The sequence below is a fragment of the Sanguibacter suarezii NBRC 16159 genome (genome assembly GCF_001552735.1).
In the GTDB taxonomy this organism is placed as follows: Bacteria; Actinomycetota; Actinomycetes; order Actinomycetales; family Cellulomonadaceae; genus Sanguibacter; species Sanguibacter suarezii.
The window spans coordinates 135,176-152,787 of record NZ_BCRT01000008.1 but is presented as its reverse complement, the minus strand read 5'-3'; the positions used below and the strand labels follow the sequence as shown (position 1 = coordinate 152,787).

Sequence of the window (17,612 nt, the reverse complement as noted above, 5' to 3'; positions counted from 1 at the left end):
GCGGCGGGCAGGACGGAGGCGGACGACGGCGCTACAGGCGCGGGATGTGCATGCCGCCGTCGACGTGGAAGACCTCGCCGGTCGAGTACGGCGTCTGGCCGGAGGCGAGGATCGCGACGGCGCCGGCGACGTCGGAGGGGCGCCCCCACCGGGGGTTGGGGGCGAGGCCGTCGGCGAGCAGCTTGTCGTACTTCTCGGTGACGCCGGCGGTCATGTCGGTCGCGATGACGCCGGGGCGCACCTCGTAGACGACGATGCCCTCGGGGGCCAGGCGCGCGGCGAAGAGCTGGGTGCCCATGGAGACCCCGGCCTTGGAGACGCAGTACTCGCCGCGGTTGGTCGAGACCGTGGTGGCCGAGATCGAGGAGACGTTGACGATCGTGCCGACGGGGCTCTCGTTCGCGGACAGGTCCTCCCCGCTGGCGTCGCGCTGGGCGATCATGGCGTTGGCCACGCGCTGGGTGAGGAAGTACGGCCCGCGCAGGTTGATGCCCAGCACCCGGTCGAAGCTCTCCGCGCCGGCCTCCAGGAGGTCCGCCCGGACCGACGGCGCGACGCCGGCGTTGTTGACCAGCAGGTCGATGCGACCCCAGGCCTCCAGCGCCGCGGTGACGTAACGGTCGTGGTCGGCGAGCTCGGCGACGGATCCCTGGACGTAGAGGACCTGCGCCGGGGCGCCGTCGGGCCCGGCGCCGCGCAGCTCGTCGAGGAGCTCGGTGGGCTCGTCACGGGTGGCGAGGATGGCGACGGCGTAGCCGTCGGTCAGCAGCCGGCGGGTGATCCCCAGCCCGATTCCGCGGTTTCCACCGGTGACGAGTGCGACCTTGGGCATCATTGCCATCCTTCTGGGGTTCGTCCGCCGAGGCGGGCTGTCGTGCGGCGCAGGCGCGCCGTGTGCTGCCCGCCATCGTTCCAGAGTCGCGACGTTTGGGCAAGCGCTTTCCAGGATGGTTGACGGCGTGTCGCGGGAGTCCTATGCTCGCTGGAAAACGCCTTCCGACGTGCGTTCCCACGGGCGGGCGGCGCCCCACCACCGAACGGACTCGACGATGACCTCCGGCGCACCTGACCTGTCCCGCCTGTCCCTGAACACGGCGACGACCAAGCTCCTCACCCTCGCCGAGGCCGTCGACGGCGCCGCGCGCGCCGGCTACGGCGGCGTCGGGCTGTGGCGGGACCGGGTCCAGGAGGTCGGCGCGGACAAGGCCGCCAAGATCGTGGCCGACGCCGGGCTGCGTGTGTCCTCCCTGTGCCGCGGCGGCTTCCTCACCGCCTCCGACGACGCCGGGATCGCCTCGGCCCTGGCAGACAACAAGGCTGCGATCGTCGAGGCCGCGACCGTGGGGACCTCCGAGCTGGTCTTCGTCGTCGGCGGGCTGGACGCGAACCCCGGACCGGGCCTGCCGGCCCGCAGCTACTCGGCCGAGGCCGAGCGCGACGCGGCCAAGGACCTCGTGGCCACCCGCCAGCGGGTGGCCGACCGCATCGCCGACCTCGCACCCTTCGCCGCCGAGCACGGCGTGCGCATCGTGCTCGAGCCGCTGCACCCGATCTTCGCCGCGGACCGCGCGGTGATCTCCACCCTCGGCCAGGCCCTCGACCTCGCTGCACCGCACCCGGCCGACGTCGTCGGCGTCGTCGTCGACACCTATCACGTGTGGTGGGACCCGGCTCTGGAGGGGCTCATCGCCCGGGCCGGGGCGGAGGGGCGCCTGGCCTCCTACCAGGTGTGCGACTGGATCCTGCCGCTGGCCGCGGACCCCCTGCTCTCCCGCGGGTACATGGGCGACGGGTACATCGACTTCCCGACCATCACCCGCTGGGTCGCGGCGACCGGCTACGCCGGCGACATCGAGGTGGAGATCTTCAACCAGCAGATCTGGGACTCCGAGGCGGACTCGGTGATCGCAACGGTGGCTGACCGCTACACCCAGCTGGTCGCCCCCCACCTCTGACAGCGGTTCACCCCGGCCGCCCGACGGCCCGGTCCTCGCCAGCCACCTCCCCGCCAGCCACCTCCCCGCCGGCCAAGTCCCCGCCGGCCAAGTTCCCGCCGCCCGCTGACCGCCCGGTCCTCTTCCGTCAAGTGCGTGCTCTTGGTGCGAGGGCGTGCGTTTGAGAGCACGCCCTCGCACCAAGAGCACGCACTCGCGGGGCGATGCTCGGGCGCGGGCGGCGGTCCGCCCGCCTCAGGGCGGGCGGACCTCAGACTGTGGGGGCAGACGCCGCCCTCAGACCTCGAGGGTGCTGCGGTCGACGCCGACGTGGACGTCGAGCACGCACGCGCCGGCGAGGTCGGCTGCCGCGAGGGACAGGCCGCCACGGCGGTAGTGGGCCGCCGTCTCGACGCCGTCCAGCGCCACGCCGTCCGCCAGGACACGGACACCTGCGCCGCCCGGCTCGACGTGGAACCGCACGGTGCGGTGCGCCCCGGCCAGGTCGATGCCGATGGTCAGTCCGTCGTCCTCCAGGGCGAGGACCGGGTCCACGACCACGGCCCCGGCCCGCTCGACGATCCCGAGCGCACCCTGGACCAGCTGGCGCAGGTAGATGCCCGGGCCGCTCGAGTAGACGCGCCAGCCGCCCTTGACCCCGACCGTCCCCTCGCGCAGGCGGTCGAAGTTCGCGGCGGCGTCGTAGCGGTCGGTGAAGGCCGCGTCGGAGGAGGAGTAGTAGCAGTTGCGCTGGCGCGGCAGGCTCGTGCTCAGCCGCTCGAACTGGCCAACCGGGCTGATCCGCAGCAGCTCGGTGACGAGCCGCTCGCGGCCCAGGGTCGCCAGCGCCTGGGTGTAGCGGATGTGGGCGTGGGTGTACATCAGGCCCACCTCGCGGCCGAAGTTCGCCGCCTGCTCCCCGCGCCGGAAGAACCGCGTCTGACCGTCGTGGAAGGGCGCCGGGCGGTCCATGAGACGCACGCCGTCGGGGAAGTGCAGGTGCTCCTCGACGAGACTCTCGTGGCGCAGCACCTGCTCCGGGGTGAACAGCCCAGCGATGATCGACCGGGTCATCGGGATGAGCCGGTAGGACAACCCGGTCCGGTCGTCGCTGGGGTGCAGCACCGGCCAGGGGCCCTCCGGGGCGAAGACGACGTAGCCGGCGAGCACGTCGTCGAGCACGAGACGGTCGGTGAACTCCGCGGTGATCGTCGCCGCCTCGGCTGCGAGCTCGGCGGCGAGGGAGTCGTGCGCGGTCCCGCGGAGCAGGGCGTCGAGGGGGCTCGCCGCCTGGAACAGGAGGGCCACGGTCCAGGCGGAGGCCATCTCCTCGCGCATCGAGGCCTGGGCGGGCTGGAGAGTGTCGTCCCAGTCGCCCTCACCGTAGGAGAGCAGCTCGGTGCCGGGGGCACGGTGGCTGCGGATGTAGTCGAGGGAGGCCCGGACGTGCTCGGCGATGGGGGCGCTCACCGTGCTCGGGCGGCGCAGCGCGCCGTCCCAGAACGGGACCTCGACATCGAGGATCGCGGTGTCTCCGGTCGCGGAGAGGTACTCCCCCAGTGCCATGAGGGGCCAGACGACGACGTCGCCGTGGGCCTCGTCGGAGTACCGCTCGCGGTAGGCGTCGAACATGAACCACTGCGGCAGGGTGCCGTCGGGCAGCTGGTGGGAGAACACCCGGCGCACGATGTCCCCGGCCGCCTCGAAGTGCCCGAAGGCCAGGTTGAGCTCGAGCGGACCCTGGCAGACGTCGCGGGTCCCCCATGCGGCCCCGGAGTACTGCTCGAGGCCGTGCGGCACGAGGAAGTGCACGAGGGCGTTCTGCGTGAACCACGGCAGCAGCAGGTTGACCTCGGCGAGGCGCCCCTCCCCCTCGACGCGCAGGTTCCGCGTGTAGTCGGCGATGTAGCCGCGGTGCCCGGCGAGCTCGGCCCCGACGTCGAGCGGCTCGGTGAGCACGGCCGCCGCGGCGGCGAGCGCCCCGTCCGCGCTGTCGAGGTCACCGGTGAGCACGAGCGAGGCCGACGTGGTCGCGCCGAAGGCGATCGTCGTCAGGCTGGTGCCTCGCGAGGTGCCGTCCGCGAAGAGCGCTGCGTCGTCGCCGAGCAGGCCGCTCTGGCTGGCGAGCACGTAGGTGAGCTCGGGGCAGTGCTCTGCCACGTCGGTCCCGGCGTCGGCGGTGAAGACGAGGGCCCGGCCGTCGAGGGCCCGGGTGGCCGTCCACGACTGGTCGCCGAGCTCGATGTCAGCGGTGAGGATGACCTCGAGCGGGTGGTCGGAGTCCAGGCGGACCTCGATGGCACGCCCGTCGTGGCTCGCGGTGGTGCGGACCTCGATGCGTCCATGCTCGGTCGCGTAGACCCAGCGGATGCCGCCGAGGTCGAGGACGAGGGCCGAGGGGAGGCCCAGCAGCTGCCACTGCTCGCCGGTGCCTGTGCCGGTGCGCACCAGGGCGCGCACCCCGGAGGAGCGCAGCAGGTTGAGGTGGTTGCGCTGGACGGAGACGAAGCGGTTGGCGGTCGTGTTCCCGACCACCACGTGCGAGGCGAAGACCCCGTAGGCGTAGGCGGTCGCGGAGAGGATGTTGTCCGCCGGCGCGACGTCGGAGCCCGCCTTGAGCACGTGCCCGTGCGGCCGCTCGACCGCGAGCTCCTTGGCCCGGCTCACCACGTGGGAGGCCTCGGGGGTGAAGTAGGACAGCAGGCGACCGGCGGCGTCGCGCTCGGGCTGGAGCACCCGGGTCGACGGCGTCGAGTGCGCCCCTGTGCCGCCGAGGGCGATCAGCTCGTCGTCGGTGAGGTCGCGGCCGGCGAGGAGCGGGGCAGAGACCAGGAGCGAGCTCGATGCCGTGGGGTTGGCGCTCTCCTGGGGCGCCGGGGCGTCAGCGCCCGGCGCCTGCGCGGCGAGGGAGACAGCGCGGTCGAACAGGCCCGGCACCGCCTCGAGGGCGTCCCCCAGCTCGCCGCGGTAGTCCGCGACGAGGGCGGTCACCGCGTGCAGGGTCCGCGGGGCGGCGAGGTCGAGCTCGGGTCCGAGCAGGACGGGGAGGGCCATCTCGTACTGGTAGACGAGGGAGTCCCAGTCCGGGAGGTCGAGCCCGTGGGCGCGGCCGTCCGCCTTGGACTCGAGCCCGTAGAAGGAGAAGCCGTCGGTGAGGTACGCACGGGCCCCTTCGACGAGGGCGGTCACTGCGAGCGGGAGGACGGGCGCGGTCGCCATGGTCTGCCGGCTCGCGACGACGGAGCCGGCGCGGGCGTCGTCGAGCACGTGGTGCACGATGTACTGGCTCACGTAGGGCTCGTTGTTGACGGCCGTCGAGATCGGCGCCAGCGCCAGGTCCTGAGCGACGACGACGTCGTAGCTGGCCCCTGCCGTCTCCTCGCCCGCTGCCTCCAGGTCGATCCGCCACACCCACACGTCACCAGCCGGGTCGAGGGTGAGGGTCACCGCGTAGCGGGCCCCGAGGGCCTCACCGGTCCACCGGGCACCTGAGGAACCCGCAGCGCAGACGCTCGCAGAGCGGCCGCCGACGAGGGGCACCCCCTGGACTGTGCGGCCACCCGCTGCGTCGACGCCGTGACGACGCAGGAAGACTCCGCCGATCATGGCGTCGTGCTCGCTCGGCACGTACTGGTTGACCAGCATCGACCCACCGTGGGTGATGGTGCGCACGTCACCGGCCTCGGACAGCTCGATGCGGGTGGCGCCCGCCTCGAGCACCGCCGCGGCTGGCGCGGGCCGCTGAGGGCTGCGCGGGGCAGGCAGGTCAGCGACTGCCACGGCAGGGTCGGTGGCGGACGGGTGGGCAGCACGGATGGTCATCGTGAGATTCCTCAGTTCAGGCAGGGGCGGACGGGCAGGTGCCCGTCCGCCGTGGGCGGCGCAGCTCGGACTGCGCGGGTCAGCACAGTCCGAGCCAGCGCCGAGCGGGCTCAGTCAGCGCAGGTCAGACGGCGAGGGCGTTCGCCGTCGCCACCTCACCCAGCCAGCGGGCGCTGGGCTTGACGGTCCGCTCGAAGGTCGAGCGGTCCACGCTCACGAGGCCGAAGGTCGGTCCGTAGGAGCCCCACTCGTAGTTGTCCAGCAGGCTCCAGTAGAGGAACCCGACAACCTCGATCCCGTCGGTGATCGCGCGGTGCATGCCTTCCAGTGCGCCCTGCATGTAGGCCACGCGGCGGGTGTCGTCGTCGGTCGCGATGCCGTTCTCGGTGACGAAGACGGGCACTCCCGGAGCCATCTCGTGGGACAGCCGGATGCCGTCCTCGAGGGCACGCGGGTAGAACTCCCAGCCGGTCAGGGTGCGCTCAGCGCCCTCGGCGATCGGCAGCGGGCCGTCGGTGCCGATCTTCGTGCGGGTGTAGGCCTGCACACCGACCCAGTCGTCTCCGGCGGCCTTCTCCAGGTACCAGGCGTCACGGTGGTAGCCGTACTCGCGGGCGATCTCCTCGCAGCCCGGCTCGGGCTGGAAGTCCTGGGTGGCCACGGTCCAGCCGGTGCGGAAGTCCCCGGCCTCGGCGAGCACCGCCCGGCAGGCTCGGTGCGCCTCGAAGAGGGTCTGGCCGACGTTGACGTCCGGACCGGGCTGGCCGAAGGCCTGCAGCGTGGTGCCCTGGCCATCCCCGCCGGCCATCATCGCGACCATGTTCGGCTCGTTGATGGTGCACACCCACTCCACGCCCTCCAGGACGGGGAGCACAGCCCGGGTGTAGAAGGCGAAGCGCTCGACGGCGTCGGGCGCACGCCACCCGCCCTCGTCCTCGAACCACTGCGGGATGGTGAAGTGGTGCAGCGTGACCATGGGCTCCAGGCCCATCTCACGGGCGGTCGTGACCATCCGGCGGTAGTGGGCGAGCTCGGCCTGGGAGATGAATCCCTTGACGGGCTCGATGCGCGCCCACTCGATGGAGAACCGGTACATGCTCAGACCTGCGTCGACGAGGACCTGCATGTCCTCACGGAAGCGGTGGTAGCTGTCGCAGGCGTCGAGGCTCGGCTCGGCGATCGTGGTGCCGGCGAGGTTCTCGCGGCGCCACCAGTCGGACAGGACGTTGTTGCCCTCGATCTGGTGGGCGGCGGTCGCGGATCCCCAGCGGAATCCTTCGGGGAAGTGCAGCATGTAGGCCTCGCTAGATAGTCAGGGGTGGTGCAGTCAGGACGGGAGAGGGCTGGCGCAGGACGGGAGGGTCATCGTCCGGTGCCCGCGCGCTGGGGCTGCGGGATGGCCTCGAGAAGCTCCATCGTGTACGGGTCCTCGGGGAACCGGAGGACCTGCGCGGTCTCCCCCGACTCCACGACGCGGCCCTGGTTGAGGACCATGATCTGGTCGGTGACCAGGCGTGCGGAGAGCAGGTCGTGGGTGATGTAGAGCATCGAGACGCCGAAGGTGACGCGCAGGTCGTCCAGCAGGGCGAGCACCCCGGCACGCAGGGACACGTCGAGCATGGAGACGGGCTCGTCCGCGATGATCACCTGCGGGTCGCAGGCCAGCGCCCGGGCGATGACGACGCGTTGACGCTGCCCGCCCGAGAGCTGGTGCGGGAGCTTCGCCGCGAACTGCTCGACCGGGTTCAGACCCACGGTGTCGAGGAGCTCCAGGACACGGGTGCGCGCGGCGACCCCGCGCAGCCCGGTGTAGTTGAGGACAGGCCGCATGAGCGCGTACTCGACCGTGTGCAGCGGGTTGAGCGCCGAGTACGGGTCCTGGAAGACCATCTGCACCTCGCGGCGCAGCTCGCGCAGCCCCTTGCGGCGCAGCGTGTCGACGCGGGCGTCACCGAAGTGGATCGCGCCCGTCGTCGGGCGCTCGACGCCGGTGATGAGCTTGGCGAGGGTCGACTTCCCGGAGCCGCTCGCCCCCACCAGGGCCATGGACTGGCCCTGGGCGAGGGTGAAGGACACGTGGTCGACGGCGGTGACCTTGGGCTGGCCGCGGCGCGGGGCCGGGTAGACCTTGGTCACGTCGTCGACGACGATCGCCGTCGCCTCGGGGCGCCCTGCCCGACGCCGCGCGGGCGCCGCGGCGCCTGCGAGAGCCGTCGGTGCGGCGTCGGCCACGGTGCTCTGGCCGGTGGTCTCGATGGTTGAGCCGCGCACCACGAGCCCGGGGACCTCGACGACCTCAGCGCGCGGGTCGGCGTAGTGGCTGAGGAGCATCTGGGTGTACTCGTGGCGAGGGGCCTGCAGGATCTGCTGGGAGGTCCCGTCCTCGACGATGACCCCCTCGCTCATGACCATGACCCGTGAGGTGGACTCCAGGACGATGCCGAGGTCGTGGCTGATGAGCAGCGCCGTGAAGTTCTCAGACTTCTGCAGGTCACGGATGGTGCCCATGACAGCGTGCTGGACGAGGACGTCCAGGGCCGTGGTGGGCTCGTCGAAGACCATGAGCTGCGGCTCGAGGGCGAGGGCGAGGGCGATCGAGACGCGCTGGCGCATGCCGCCGGACAGCTCGCCTGGGAAGCGGTCGAGGACCGTGCGCGGCAGCTCGACCTTCTCGACGAGCTCGTAGGCCCGGGCGACCCGCTTGGCCTTGGGGACGTGGCCGTGCGCGGCGAAGATGTCGCCGAAGTGCTTGCGGATCGAGCGCACCGGGTTGAGGGCGTTCATCCCCGACTGCAGCACCATCGCGAAGCCGCCCTGGCGCTGGGTGCGCAGCTCCTCTTCCTTCATGCTCGCGATGTCGCGGCCGTCGAAGAGGATCGTGCCGTTGGAGATGCGGGCAGGGGCCTTGGCCAGGCGGGTGACCGCGAAGCCGAGGGTGGACTTCCCGGAGCCGGACTCCCCCACGAGGCCGACGAACTCGCCGCGCTCGAGGGAGAAGGAGGCGTTCTTGACCGCGTAGGTCGGCTCAGCGCCGCGCGGTTCGTAGACGACCGACAGGTCGCGGACCTCAAGGAGGCTCATCGCCCGGATCCTTCCCGTAGGCGGGGGTTGGACAGTCCGTCCACCCCGAAGTTGATGAGGGTGAGCGACGTGGCGAGCAGCGCGATGCACAGACCCGGCGCGAAGAGCAGCACCCACTGGCCGGTGAGCAGGGCGTTCGAGTTCGAGGCCCAGAAGAGCATCGAACCCCAGCTCACCGTCGTCGTGTCGCCGATCCCGAGGAAGGACAGACCCGACTCGGCGAGGATCGCCGACGTCGCCGCACCGAAGAAGCTGCCGGTGATGAGCGAGGTCATGTTCGGCAGGATCTCGCGGAAGACGATGCGGGCTGCGCCGTCCCCGGAGAACTGGGCTGCGGTGATGAAGTCACGCCCGCGGATGGACTGCGTCTGGGACCGGAGCACGCGGGCCCCGTAAGCCCACCCGGTGAGCACGACGACGAAGATGATCATCGTCATGCCGCCGTTCTGCAGGTAGGCCGCGATGACGATCATGAGCGGCAGGCCCGGGATGACGAGGACGAGGTTGACGATGAAGTTGATGACGTCAGCCAGCGGTCCGCGGATGTAGCCCCAGGAGAGCCCGACCACCACGGCGATGAGCGTGGAGAGGAACCCGGCGATGAAGCCGACGAGGACGGAGATCCTCGCACCGAAGACCACCTGGGAGAAGACGTCCTCACCGGCGGCGGTGGTTCCGAACCAGTGTGCCGAGGACGGACCCTGGTTCCGGCCGAAGCCGTTCTCGCTCGCCCCGTAGGGGGCGATGAGCGGGGCGAAGATGGCCATGAGGATGAAGATCGAGAGCAGGACGACGCCGATGCGCGCCTTCTTGTTGCTCCAGATCGTCGAGGCCACGCGGGCGAGCACCCGCAGCGGTGATGCCGGACCAGCAGGGGCGGTCGCGCCGGCCCCGGGGACGGAGGCGGACGGGGAGCCTGTGGGCTCCGTGAGCTTCGCGGGGAGAGTCATCGGCGGGTCCTCGGATCCAAGAGTCCGTACAAGATGTCGACTAGGAAGTTCGCCAGGAGCACGCTGATCGTGATCATGAGGAACAGGGCCTGCATGAGCGGGAAGTCCTGGTTGGTCACCGCGTTGAAGAGCAGGTACCCGACGCCGGGGTAGTTGAAGACCTGCTCCACGAGCAGGGACCCGCCCACGACGCCGCCGAGGGCCAGGCCGAAGCCGGTGAGGTTGGGCAGGATCGCGTTGCGGGCTGCGTACTTCACGGCCACGGTGCGGCTGTGCAGGCCGTTCGCCTCGGCGAAGGTCACGTAGTCGTCACCGAGGGTGTTGATCATGTTGTTGCGCATGCCGAGGATCCACCCACCGAGGGAGGTGATGAGGATGGTGATGGCCGGCAGCCAGGCGTGGCCGATCGCGTCGGAGATGAAGGCGAGCGACATCGTCGGGGTGGACTCGCGGCCGTAGGCCCCGGAGGTCGGGAACCACTTGAGCTCGTACCCGAGGAAGAAGACGAGCAGCAGCGCGGTCCAGAAGTAGGGGAAGGCGGAGGTGAAGGTCCCACCGAGGGTGGGCGGGGTGTCCAGCCAGGTCCCGCGCTTCCAGGCGGCGAGCACGCCGAGCAGCGTCCCGAGGATGAAGGCCACGATCGTCACCAGACCGACCATGACGAGGGTCCACGGGAGGGCGTTCATGATGAGGGAGGAGACGCTCTGCGGGAAGAACGTGTACGACACCCCGAAGTCGAGGTGGAGCACGTTGCCGAGGTACTGGACGTACTGGGACCAGGCGTCGCCGGTCGGGACGCCGAGCTGAGCCTCGATGGCCGCGCGGGTCGCCGGGTCGACGGGGCCGTTCTGCGCGAGCTTGGCGATGGCCGCGTCAGCCGGGGTGCCGGGCATGAGCCGCGGCAGCAGGAAGTTCAGCGTGATGGCGGCCCACGCCGTCAGGAGCAGCAAGCCAAGCTTGCGCAGGAGGTACCACACGGGGTGCTCGCCTTCGTCAGGGAGGAGGGGCGGAGGACAGGGTGGGGGCGCGCGGTGCGGACGCCCCCACCCGGTCGAGGGTCGAACCGGTCAGAGCGGACCGGTCAGCTGTCCACCTTGGTGATGGTGGTCAGGACGACGAGCGCGCTGGAGGTGTACGGCGTCGGCGTCATGTAGGGGTCCTCCGCGGAGGGCCATCCGGTGAAGCTCTTGTTGGAGACGAGGCCCCACAGGCCTGCGTAGTACACCGAGATGATCGGGACCTCGTTGTACATGACCTCCTGGAGCTCGCCGGCGATCTCCTTCTGGCGGTTCTCGTCGACGCTCATGCGGAACTCGGTGAGCAGCGCGTCGACCTCCGGGTTGGAGTACCGCTGGTAGTTCGACGGAGCCGACTCCCCGATCGGGTGGAAGAAGTCCGAGCTCAGCAGGTTGTAGTACCCCTGGTAGACCGAGCCGTTGCCACCGAAGGACGTCATCGCGACGTCGAAGTCACCGTTCTGGACAGCCTGGAAGTAGGCGGCCGGCTGCGGCTGGTTGACCTTCACGTCGATGCCCATGGCGGTGTACTGCTTCTGGATCTCCTGGACGGCGCGCAGCCAGTCGGTCCAACCGTTGGGCGTGGTGATCGTCATCGTGGCCTGGGTGCCGTTGGCGTCGACGAGCTTGCCGCCGGAGAGGGTGTAGCCCGCCTCGGCGAAGGCTGCCTCGGCCGCGGCGGTGTCCTGGGTGACCATGCCCTCGTCGGGGATGGCGTCCGTGAGCCACTCGGACTGCGTGGGGAGCAGCAGACCCTGCTGGCCGGCGGCGTCCACGGTGCCCTCGGAGGCGTTCTCGGCGATGGCGTCACGCTCGAGGGCGAGAGACATGCCCTTGCGGAAGTTGGGGTCGTTGTACGGGGCCTTGGTGAGGTTGGGCGCGATGCCCACCGTGCCGCCGGCGGGGAACCAGTACTCGTTGCCCTCGTCGGCCGCGACCCAGGTGTTCTCGACGTCAGACATGAAGGAGTAGGCCCAGTCGTAGCCGTTGTTGACCACGTCCAGCTGGGAGTTCGCGGCGGGGAGCACGAGCTCCTCCGCGGCGACCTTGTCCGCCTGCCAGTACGTCTCGTTCTTGGTCATCGTGTACTGGTTGGCGTTGAAGTCGCCCAGGACGTACGGGCCGGTGCCGATCGGGTTCTCGTTGGTGAACGTGACCGGGTCAGCCTGCTCGGCCCAGATGTGCTCGGGGACGATCGGCACGGCCAGCACGGAGATGGGAGCGGAGGAGTCCTCGGCCTTGAGGGTGAAGGTGACGTCCTGACCCTCCGCCGTGACGGACTCCAGACGGGACCAGACGCCCGTGGTGTCCAGGGCGGGGAACTCCTGGAGCAGGGCGTAGGTGAACAGGACGTCGTCGGGGGTGAACTCTTCCCCGTCGCTCCAGGTCACGCCTTCACGGATGGTGGAGACGATGGTCTTCGCGTCGGGCTGCGTGAAGTCCGACTGGAGGAAGTTGGTCGACTTGCCGTCGAGGGCGTTCACGACCATGAGGGGTTCGTTGATGATCAGCGACATGTTGCGCTTCTCGATGACGAACGGGTTGAAGTTGCGCGTAAATGTCGGTGAGCCGTTGTCAGCGGCGAGCATGAGCGAGCTGCTCCCGCCGGCGGAGCTCGCGGAGCCGCTCTCAGGTGCTGCGCAGGCGCCGAGGGCGAGGGCCGTCACAAGGCCAAGCCCGAGCGCGGAGGTCAGGCGCTTGCGCGTCCGACGGGTGCCATCGATCATGGCGGGTTCTCCTTCGTGTCTTCTTCGTCACGGCGAACGAGCGGGATGCATCCGCGCAAACCACGTCGGTCAGTCATGCTGTCCTGAGCAATGTATGCGCATACATCGCTTCGCGCAACTGCCTCCGACAGGCGACGGTGAGCGTGTGTCGGCGGGCGGCAGACTCAGGCGAGGCAACCGCAGCTCTCGCGCAGCAGGACGGTGACGGGCAGGGTCCGCGTCTGAGGGGGCAGCAGCGGATCACGCAGGCGGCACAGCAGGGCGTCCACGGCCGCGCGTCCCAGCTCCCGCATGGGCTGACGCACGGTGGTGATCCGGGGTCGCGACATCTCCGTGGCGTCGATCCCGTCGAATCCGGTGAGGATCACGTCCTCCGGGACACGCAGCCCGGCCCCGAGCAAGGCGTCGAGGACACCGAGGGCGGTCTGGTCGTTCGAGCACACGAGCGCCCGCGGGACAGTGCCGGACTCGATGAGCCGGCGCCCGAGGACACGTCCCTGACCGCGCGTGAAGTCGCCGCGCAGCAAGGGCTCCGCCGGCGGGACGATCCCCGCGGCGGCCAACCCCGCCCGGAAGCCCGTGAAGCGGTCGTGGTCGTCGGGAGAGTCTGGGGGGCCGCCGAGGAAGGCCACGTCACGGACGCCGTGGACATCGACGACGTGCTCGGTCATGGCCCGCATCCCTGCGACGTTGTCGGTGCCGATGTGGTCGTACTCGTCCCCCGCCCGGGGGCCGGCGATGACCACGACGGGGATCCGCCGGGAGATGTGGGCCAGCAGGCGCTCGGGCACCGTCCGAGAGAGGGTGACCATGCCGTCGACGCGCCCGGCGAGGTTGTCGAAGATCTCCGAGCCACGCTCACCCCGGGCGACGGCGATGGTCACCGCCATGCCGTGCCGCCATGCCTCGATCTCCGTGCCGAGCATGACCTCGCTGATGTACAGGTCACCGCTGGGCTCGACGCCCTCCGGCGGGTCGAGCTGGGCCGTGACGGGGCCCTCGGCGTAGGCGACCGGAGCCGGCCCTCCGTCGATGCCGTCGAAGTCGGGGAAGCACAGACCGATCGCGCCGGCCCGGCGCGCCGCGAGGCTGCGAGCGCTCCCGCTCGGGACGTAACCGAGGTCCAGGACGGCTGCGTGCACGCGATCCTGGGTGGACTGGGAGACCTCGTGGGGCTTGCGGAACACTCGGGACACAGTCGCGATAGACACACCGGCGAGCTTCGCGACGTCATAGACCGTGGGGGCCTTCTGCATCAGATCTGCCCTCTCGTCACGGCATCGATACTACGACACGCCGCTCCGCCTACCTCCGGGAACGCCAGCGTCCTACCTCCGGGAACGCCAGCGTCAGACCGCCTCCGTGCGCGCCAACCAGGCGGCGGCGAGCTCGGCGTTGCCCTCGTCGGTGAGGTGGACGCCGTCGTCGGCGTAGCGGGCGAAGCCGCGGGCCTCGCCGTCGGTGTTGCCGCCGGCGTTCACCGCGAGCGCGGTGAGCAGGCCGTCCGCGGCCACGAGCGTCGCGCCGGTCTCGGCGGCGAGACGGCGCACGACGGCGATGCGCGCGTCGAGGTCCTCGCGCCACTGCCACTGGTCGGGACGCACCGGGAGCACGAAGGGCTCGATGAGCAGCACCTGGGCCGAGGTCTCGGCGGCCAGGCGCCCGAGGACGAACCGCAGGTCGGCCTCGTAGGAGGCGGTGGTCGTCGTCTCGCCGATGTCGAAGCGGCGCCAGGTGTCGTTGATGCCGACCATGATCGTCACGACGTCCGGGCCCACGTCGATGGCGTCACGGGTCCAGCGGTTGCGCAGGTCGATCACGCGGTTGCCGCCGATCCCCTTGTTGACCACGGTGATCGGGTGCTCGGGGTGTGCTGCGGCCCAGCCGTCCGCCGCCATCCGCACGAAGCCGTGCCCGATGGACCCGGTCGTGTCGTCGCGCCCCCACTCGGTGATGGAGTCTCCGATGAACAGCACGGTCGAGCCGGCCTTGATAGACAGCGTCATGTCACATCCTTGTGCACTGGTCCGGGGCGAGCCGCGGCGTCGCGGCTGGCAGGGTGCCCAGGATATCGGCGCGCGCGGGCAGATCCCCGCGCGCCACGCGCTTTAGGTTGTGTGCAACTTAGTTGTGCACTACCGTCGAAGCATGAGCCTCGACGACCCGGCGACCGACCTGCAGCTGGACGCCCAGCTGTGCTTCCGCCTCTACCGCGGCGAACGCTCACTGCTCGGCACCTACCGCGAGCTGCTCGACGACCTGGGCCTGACCTACCCGCAGTACCTCGTCATGCTGGTGCTGTGGGAGGAGGACGACCTCCCCGTCTCCCAGATCGGCAACCGGCTCTCCCTGGACAGCGGCACGCTCTCGCCGCTGCTGCGCCGGATGGAGACCGCCGGGTGGCTGAGCCGCACCCGCGACCCCGCCGACGAGCGCGTGGTCCGGGTGGCCCTGACCACCGAGGGCGCCGCCCTCAAGCAGCGTGCCGCAGGCGTGCCCCGCACCCTCGCGGAACGCACCGGGCTCGACGCCGAGGAGGCAGCCACCCTGTCCGGCCTGCTCGACAAGCTCTGCACCAACCTCACCGGTGACCCCCGGTGACCCGTCCGACGATCGGAGATCGCCCATGAACACCCTCTACACCGCCGAAGCCCTCGCGACCGGAGGCGGCCGCAACGGTCACGTCACCACGTCCGACGCCCGGCTCGACCTCGACCTCGCCGTCCCCACCGAGATGGGCGGCTCGGGCCAGGGCGCCAACCCCGAGCAGCTCTTCGCCGCCGGGTACGCGGCCTGCTTCCACTCCGCGCTGCAGAGCGTCGCCCGCGAGGCCAAGGTCTCGATCTCGGACTCGAGCGTCGGCGCCCGGGTGGGCATCGGCGCGCTCGACGCCGGCGGCTTCGGCCTCGAGGTCACCCTCGAGGTCGTGCTCCCCGGTCTGCCCGCCGACCAGGCGCAGGAGCTCGCTGACAAGGCGCACATGGTGTGCCCGTACTCCAACGCCACCCGCGGCAACATCGACGTCACCATCAACGTCGTCGAGGACTGACCTCCCCCGAACCGCACAGCAGACGGCCGCCGGCTCACCCGCACAGGTGGGCCGGCGGCCGTCTGCGTCCTCGCTGACCTCGGGTGACGCCACCGGTGGCGCTCACCCTCGGGGATGACGACGTCATTCGAGCGGCGTACCACCCCGGTCGCACAGTTGGTTCCCCAGGTGCTCCCGCGAGCACCGGGCCCGCTCCTACGTTGGATGAACACACCGACCGAGGAGCGACCATGATCGAGGCAATCGGCCTGACCAAGAGGTACGGCGACAAGACCGTCGTCAACAACCTCTCCTTCACCGTCCGTCCAGGTTCCGTCACAGGGTTCCTCGGACCCAACGGCGCGGGGAAGTCCACCACGATGCGGATGATCGTCGGTCTCGACCGACCCACCGCAGGAGGCGTCACCGTCAACGGCGCCCGCTACGCCCAGCACCGCGCCCCGCTCGGCGAGGTCGGCGCACTGCTCGACGCCCGCGCCGTGCACACCGGCCGGTCCGCCCGCGCCCACCTGCTCGCCCAGGCGACCACCCACGGCATCGGGCGTCGCCGCGTCGAGGAGGTCATCGCCATGACCGGGCTCGACTCCGTGGCAGGCAAGCGCGCCGGAAAGTTCTCCCTCGGCATGGGCCAGCGCCTGGGCATCGCCGCCGCACTGCTCGGCGACCCGCAGACCCTCATCCTCGACGAGCCCGTCAACGGCCTCGACCCCGAGGGCGTCCTGTGGGTGCGTACCCTGCTGCGCGGGCTCGCCGCGGAGGGCCGCACCGTCTTCCTCTCCTCGCACCTCATGAGCGAGATGGCTCTCACCGCCGACCACCTCATCGTCATCGGACGTGGTCGTCTCGTCGCCGACGCCCCCATGAGCGAGATCCTCACTCGCGCCCAGGCATCCACCGTCCGCGTCCGGACCCCCATGGGAGCCGAGCTGGCCGCCGCGCTGCGCGGGCGCCCCGGCATCGAGCTGACGCACGTGGACGGCACCGCCTACGAGGTCACCGGCAGCACCGCCGAAGAGATCGCCGAGGCCGCCGCGGCCGCACGCGTCGTGGTCCACGAGCTCACGCCCGTGCAGACCTCCCTCGAAGAGGCCTACATGCGCCTGACCGCGGACGACGTCGAGTACCGCACCACCACCCCCGAACGCACCTCCGACCGCACCCCCGCACGCACGACAGGAGCCCACTCATGAGCATCTTCGCCCCCGTCGCCCCCACCACCGGGCGCGTCACCGTGCACCCTGCCTCCTTCAGGCGGCTCGTCGCCGCCGAGTGGGTCAAGCTCCGGTCCCTGCGCTCGACGTGGTGGACCCTGGCGGTCGGCATGCTGTTCCTGCCCGCCTTCGCGGTGTCCCGCGTGGCGAGCATCGCGCAGGTGCCCGAGGCCGTCGGCTCAGACACCTTGGTGGGCGCCGTCTACGTCACCTCTGGCGTGGCGCTCACCCAGCTGGCCTTCTGCACGCTCGGGGTCCTCGTGGTCTCCGGCGAGTACGGCACCGGGCAGATCCGGTCGACCTTCCTGGCCTCCCCCGGCCGGCTGTCGGTCCTGGCCGCCAAGCTCGTCGTCACGACCGTGACCGTCGCCGTCGCCTCGCTCGTGGGAGTCGTCCTCGCCTGGGTGGTGGCCGCGCCGTTCTTCGACCAGACCGGGATGTCGATCGACCTGACGCGGGCCGAGGACACCCGCATCCTGCTCGGCGTGCCGCTGTACCTGGCGACCGCGACGGCGCTCGCCTTCGCCATCGGGGCGATCGTGCGCAGCTCTGCTGCGGGCGTCGCGACGGTGCTCGGCGTCCTGCTCGTGGTGGAGAACGGCCTCGCCGCCATCCCGTGGGGCCCCGTGCAGACCCTGGCCGCCCACCTGCCCGCGAGCGCCGGTTCCCGGCTCCTGCAGTCGGACGCCGTCGGGTCGGTGATCACCGTCTCGAGCACCACGACGTTCACCCCGTGGCAGGGGTACGGGATCATGGTCGCGTGGGTGGTCGGGGTGCTCGTGGTGGCGGGGGTGCTCCTGCGACGCAGGGACGCCTGAACAG

General features: G+C 70.8%; 14 protein-coding genes. 5 read left to right on the top strand and 9 right to left on the bottom strand.

Annotation, left to right across the window (positions count from 1 at the left end):
- Positions 1 to 31: 31 nt before the first annotated feature.
- Positions 32 to 832 carry a 3-ketoacyl-ACP reductase gene (locus SS2_RS04160; protein ID WP_066461432.1) on the bottom strand — a complete coding sequence of 267 codons (801 nt, stop codon included), beginning with the start codon at positions 830 to 832 and terminating at the stop codon, positions 32 to 34.
- Between the two features lie 217 nt (positions 833 to 1,049).
- Here SS2_RS04160 and SS2_RS04155 point away from each other — a divergent pair, with 217 nt between their 5' ends.
- Positions 1,050 to 1,955, top strand: a complete 906-nt coding sequence (locus SS2_RS04155; RefSeq protein ID WP_066461342.1) for a sugar phosphate isomerase/epimerase family protein — start codon at positions 1,050 to 1,052, stop codon at positions 1,953 to 1,955.
- Between the two features lie 276 nt (positions 1,956 to 2,231).
- On the opposite strand, the gene SS2_RS04150 is transcribed toward SS2_RS04155, so the two are convergent.
- From SS2_RS04150 to SS2_RS04115, 8 genes are all read right to left on the bottom strand, one after another.
- Complete coding sequence (locus SS2_RS04150) at positions 2,232 to 5,756, bottom strand: hypothetical protein (protein WP_066461341.1); 3,525 nt, start codon at positions 5,754 to 5,756, stop codon at positions 2,232 to 2,234.
- 124 nt (positions 5,757 to 5,880) lie between these two features.
- A complete protein-coding gene (locus SS2_RS04145; protein WP_066461337.1) occupies positions 5,881 to 7,050 on the bottom strand; it encodes a glycoside hydrolase family 1 protein in 1,170 nt (389 codons plus the stop codon).
- Positions 7,051 to 7,118: 68 nt separating this feature from the next.
- Entirely contained in the window at positions 7,119 to 8,837 is a 1,719-nt protein-coding gene (locus SS2_RS04140; RefSeq protein ID WP_066461334.1) for an ABC transporter ATP-binding protein, read from the bottom strand.
- Positions 8,834 to 9,787 (bottom strand): ABC transporter permease, encoded by a 954-nt coding sequence (locus SS2_RS04135; RefSeq protein WP_157607183.1) that lies wholly within the window; start codon positions 9,785 to 9,787, stop codon positions 8,834 to 8,836. Before SS2_RS04135 ends, SS2_RS04140 begins: the two co-directional genes overlap by 4 nt.
- On the bottom strand, positions 9,784 to 10,764 hold the full coding sequence (locus SS2_RS04130) for an ABC transporter permease (protein WP_066461328.1): 981 nt from the start codon (positions 10,762 to 10,764) through the stop codon (positions 9,784 to 9,786). The genes SS2_RS04135 and SS2_RS04130 overlap by 4 nt, the downstream gene beginning before the upstream one ends.
- A gap of 104 nt (positions 10,765 to 10,868) precedes the next feature.
- A complete protein-coding gene (locus tag SS2_RS04125; RefSeq protein ID WP_066461326.1) occupies positions 10,869 to 12,530 on the bottom strand; it encodes an ABC transporter substrate-binding protein in 1,662 nt (553 codons plus the stop codon).
- A gap of 164 nt (positions 12,531 to 12,694) precedes the next feature.
- Positions 12,695 to 13,786 (bottom strand): LacI family DNA-binding transcriptional regulator, encoded by a 1,092-nt coding sequence (locus SS2_RS04120; protein WP_066461324.1) that lies wholly within the window; start codon positions 13,784 to 13,786, stop codon positions 12,695 to 12,697.
- Positions 13,787 to 13,879: 93 nt separating this feature from the next.
- Positions 13,880 to 14,536 carry an SGNH/GDSL hydrolase family protein gene (locus tag SS2_RS04115; RefSeq protein ID WP_066461319.1) on the bottom strand — a complete coding sequence of 219 codons (657 nt, stop codon included), beginning with the start codon at positions 14,534 to 14,536 and terminating at the stop codon, positions 13,880 to 13,882.
- Between the two features lie 142 nt (positions 14,537 to 14,678).
- Here SS2_RS04115 and SS2_RS04110 point away from each other — a divergent pair, with 142 nt between their 5' ends.
- The 4 genes from SS2_RS04110 to SS2_RS04095 all read left to right on the top strand — a co-directional run bounded on the left by SS2_RS04110 (position 14,679) and on the right by SS2_RS04095 (position 17,608).
- A complete protein-coding gene (locus SS2_RS04110) occupies positions 14,679 to 15,131 on the top strand; it encodes a MarR family winged helix-turn-helix transcriptional regulator (RefSeq protein ID WP_066461318.1) in 453 nt (150 codons plus the stop codon).
- Between the two features lie 25 nt (positions 15,132 to 15,156).
- Complete coding sequence (locus SS2_RS04105; protein ID WP_066461317.1) at positions 15,157 to 15,579, top strand: organic hydroperoxide resistance protein; 423 nt, start codon at positions 15,157 to 15,159, stop codon at positions 15,577 to 15,579.
- A gap of 230 nt (positions 15,580 to 15,809) precedes the next feature.
- Positions 15,810 to 16,769: an ABC transporter ATP-binding protein gene (locus SS2_RS04100; protein WP_066461315.1), complete on the top strand. Its 960-nt coding sequence runs from the start codon at positions 15,810 to 15,812 to the stop codon at positions 16,767 to 16,769.
- Positions 16,766 to 17,608 carry an ABC transporter permease gene (locus SS2_RS04095; RefSeq protein WP_066461313.1) on the top strand — a complete coding sequence of 281 codons (843 nt, stop codon included), beginning with the start codon at positions 16,766 to 16,768 and terminating at the stop codon, positions 17,606 to 17,608. Before SS2_RS04100 ends, SS2_RS04095 begins: the two co-directional genes overlap by 4 nt.
- Positions 17,609 to 17,612: the final 4 nt, after the last annotated feature.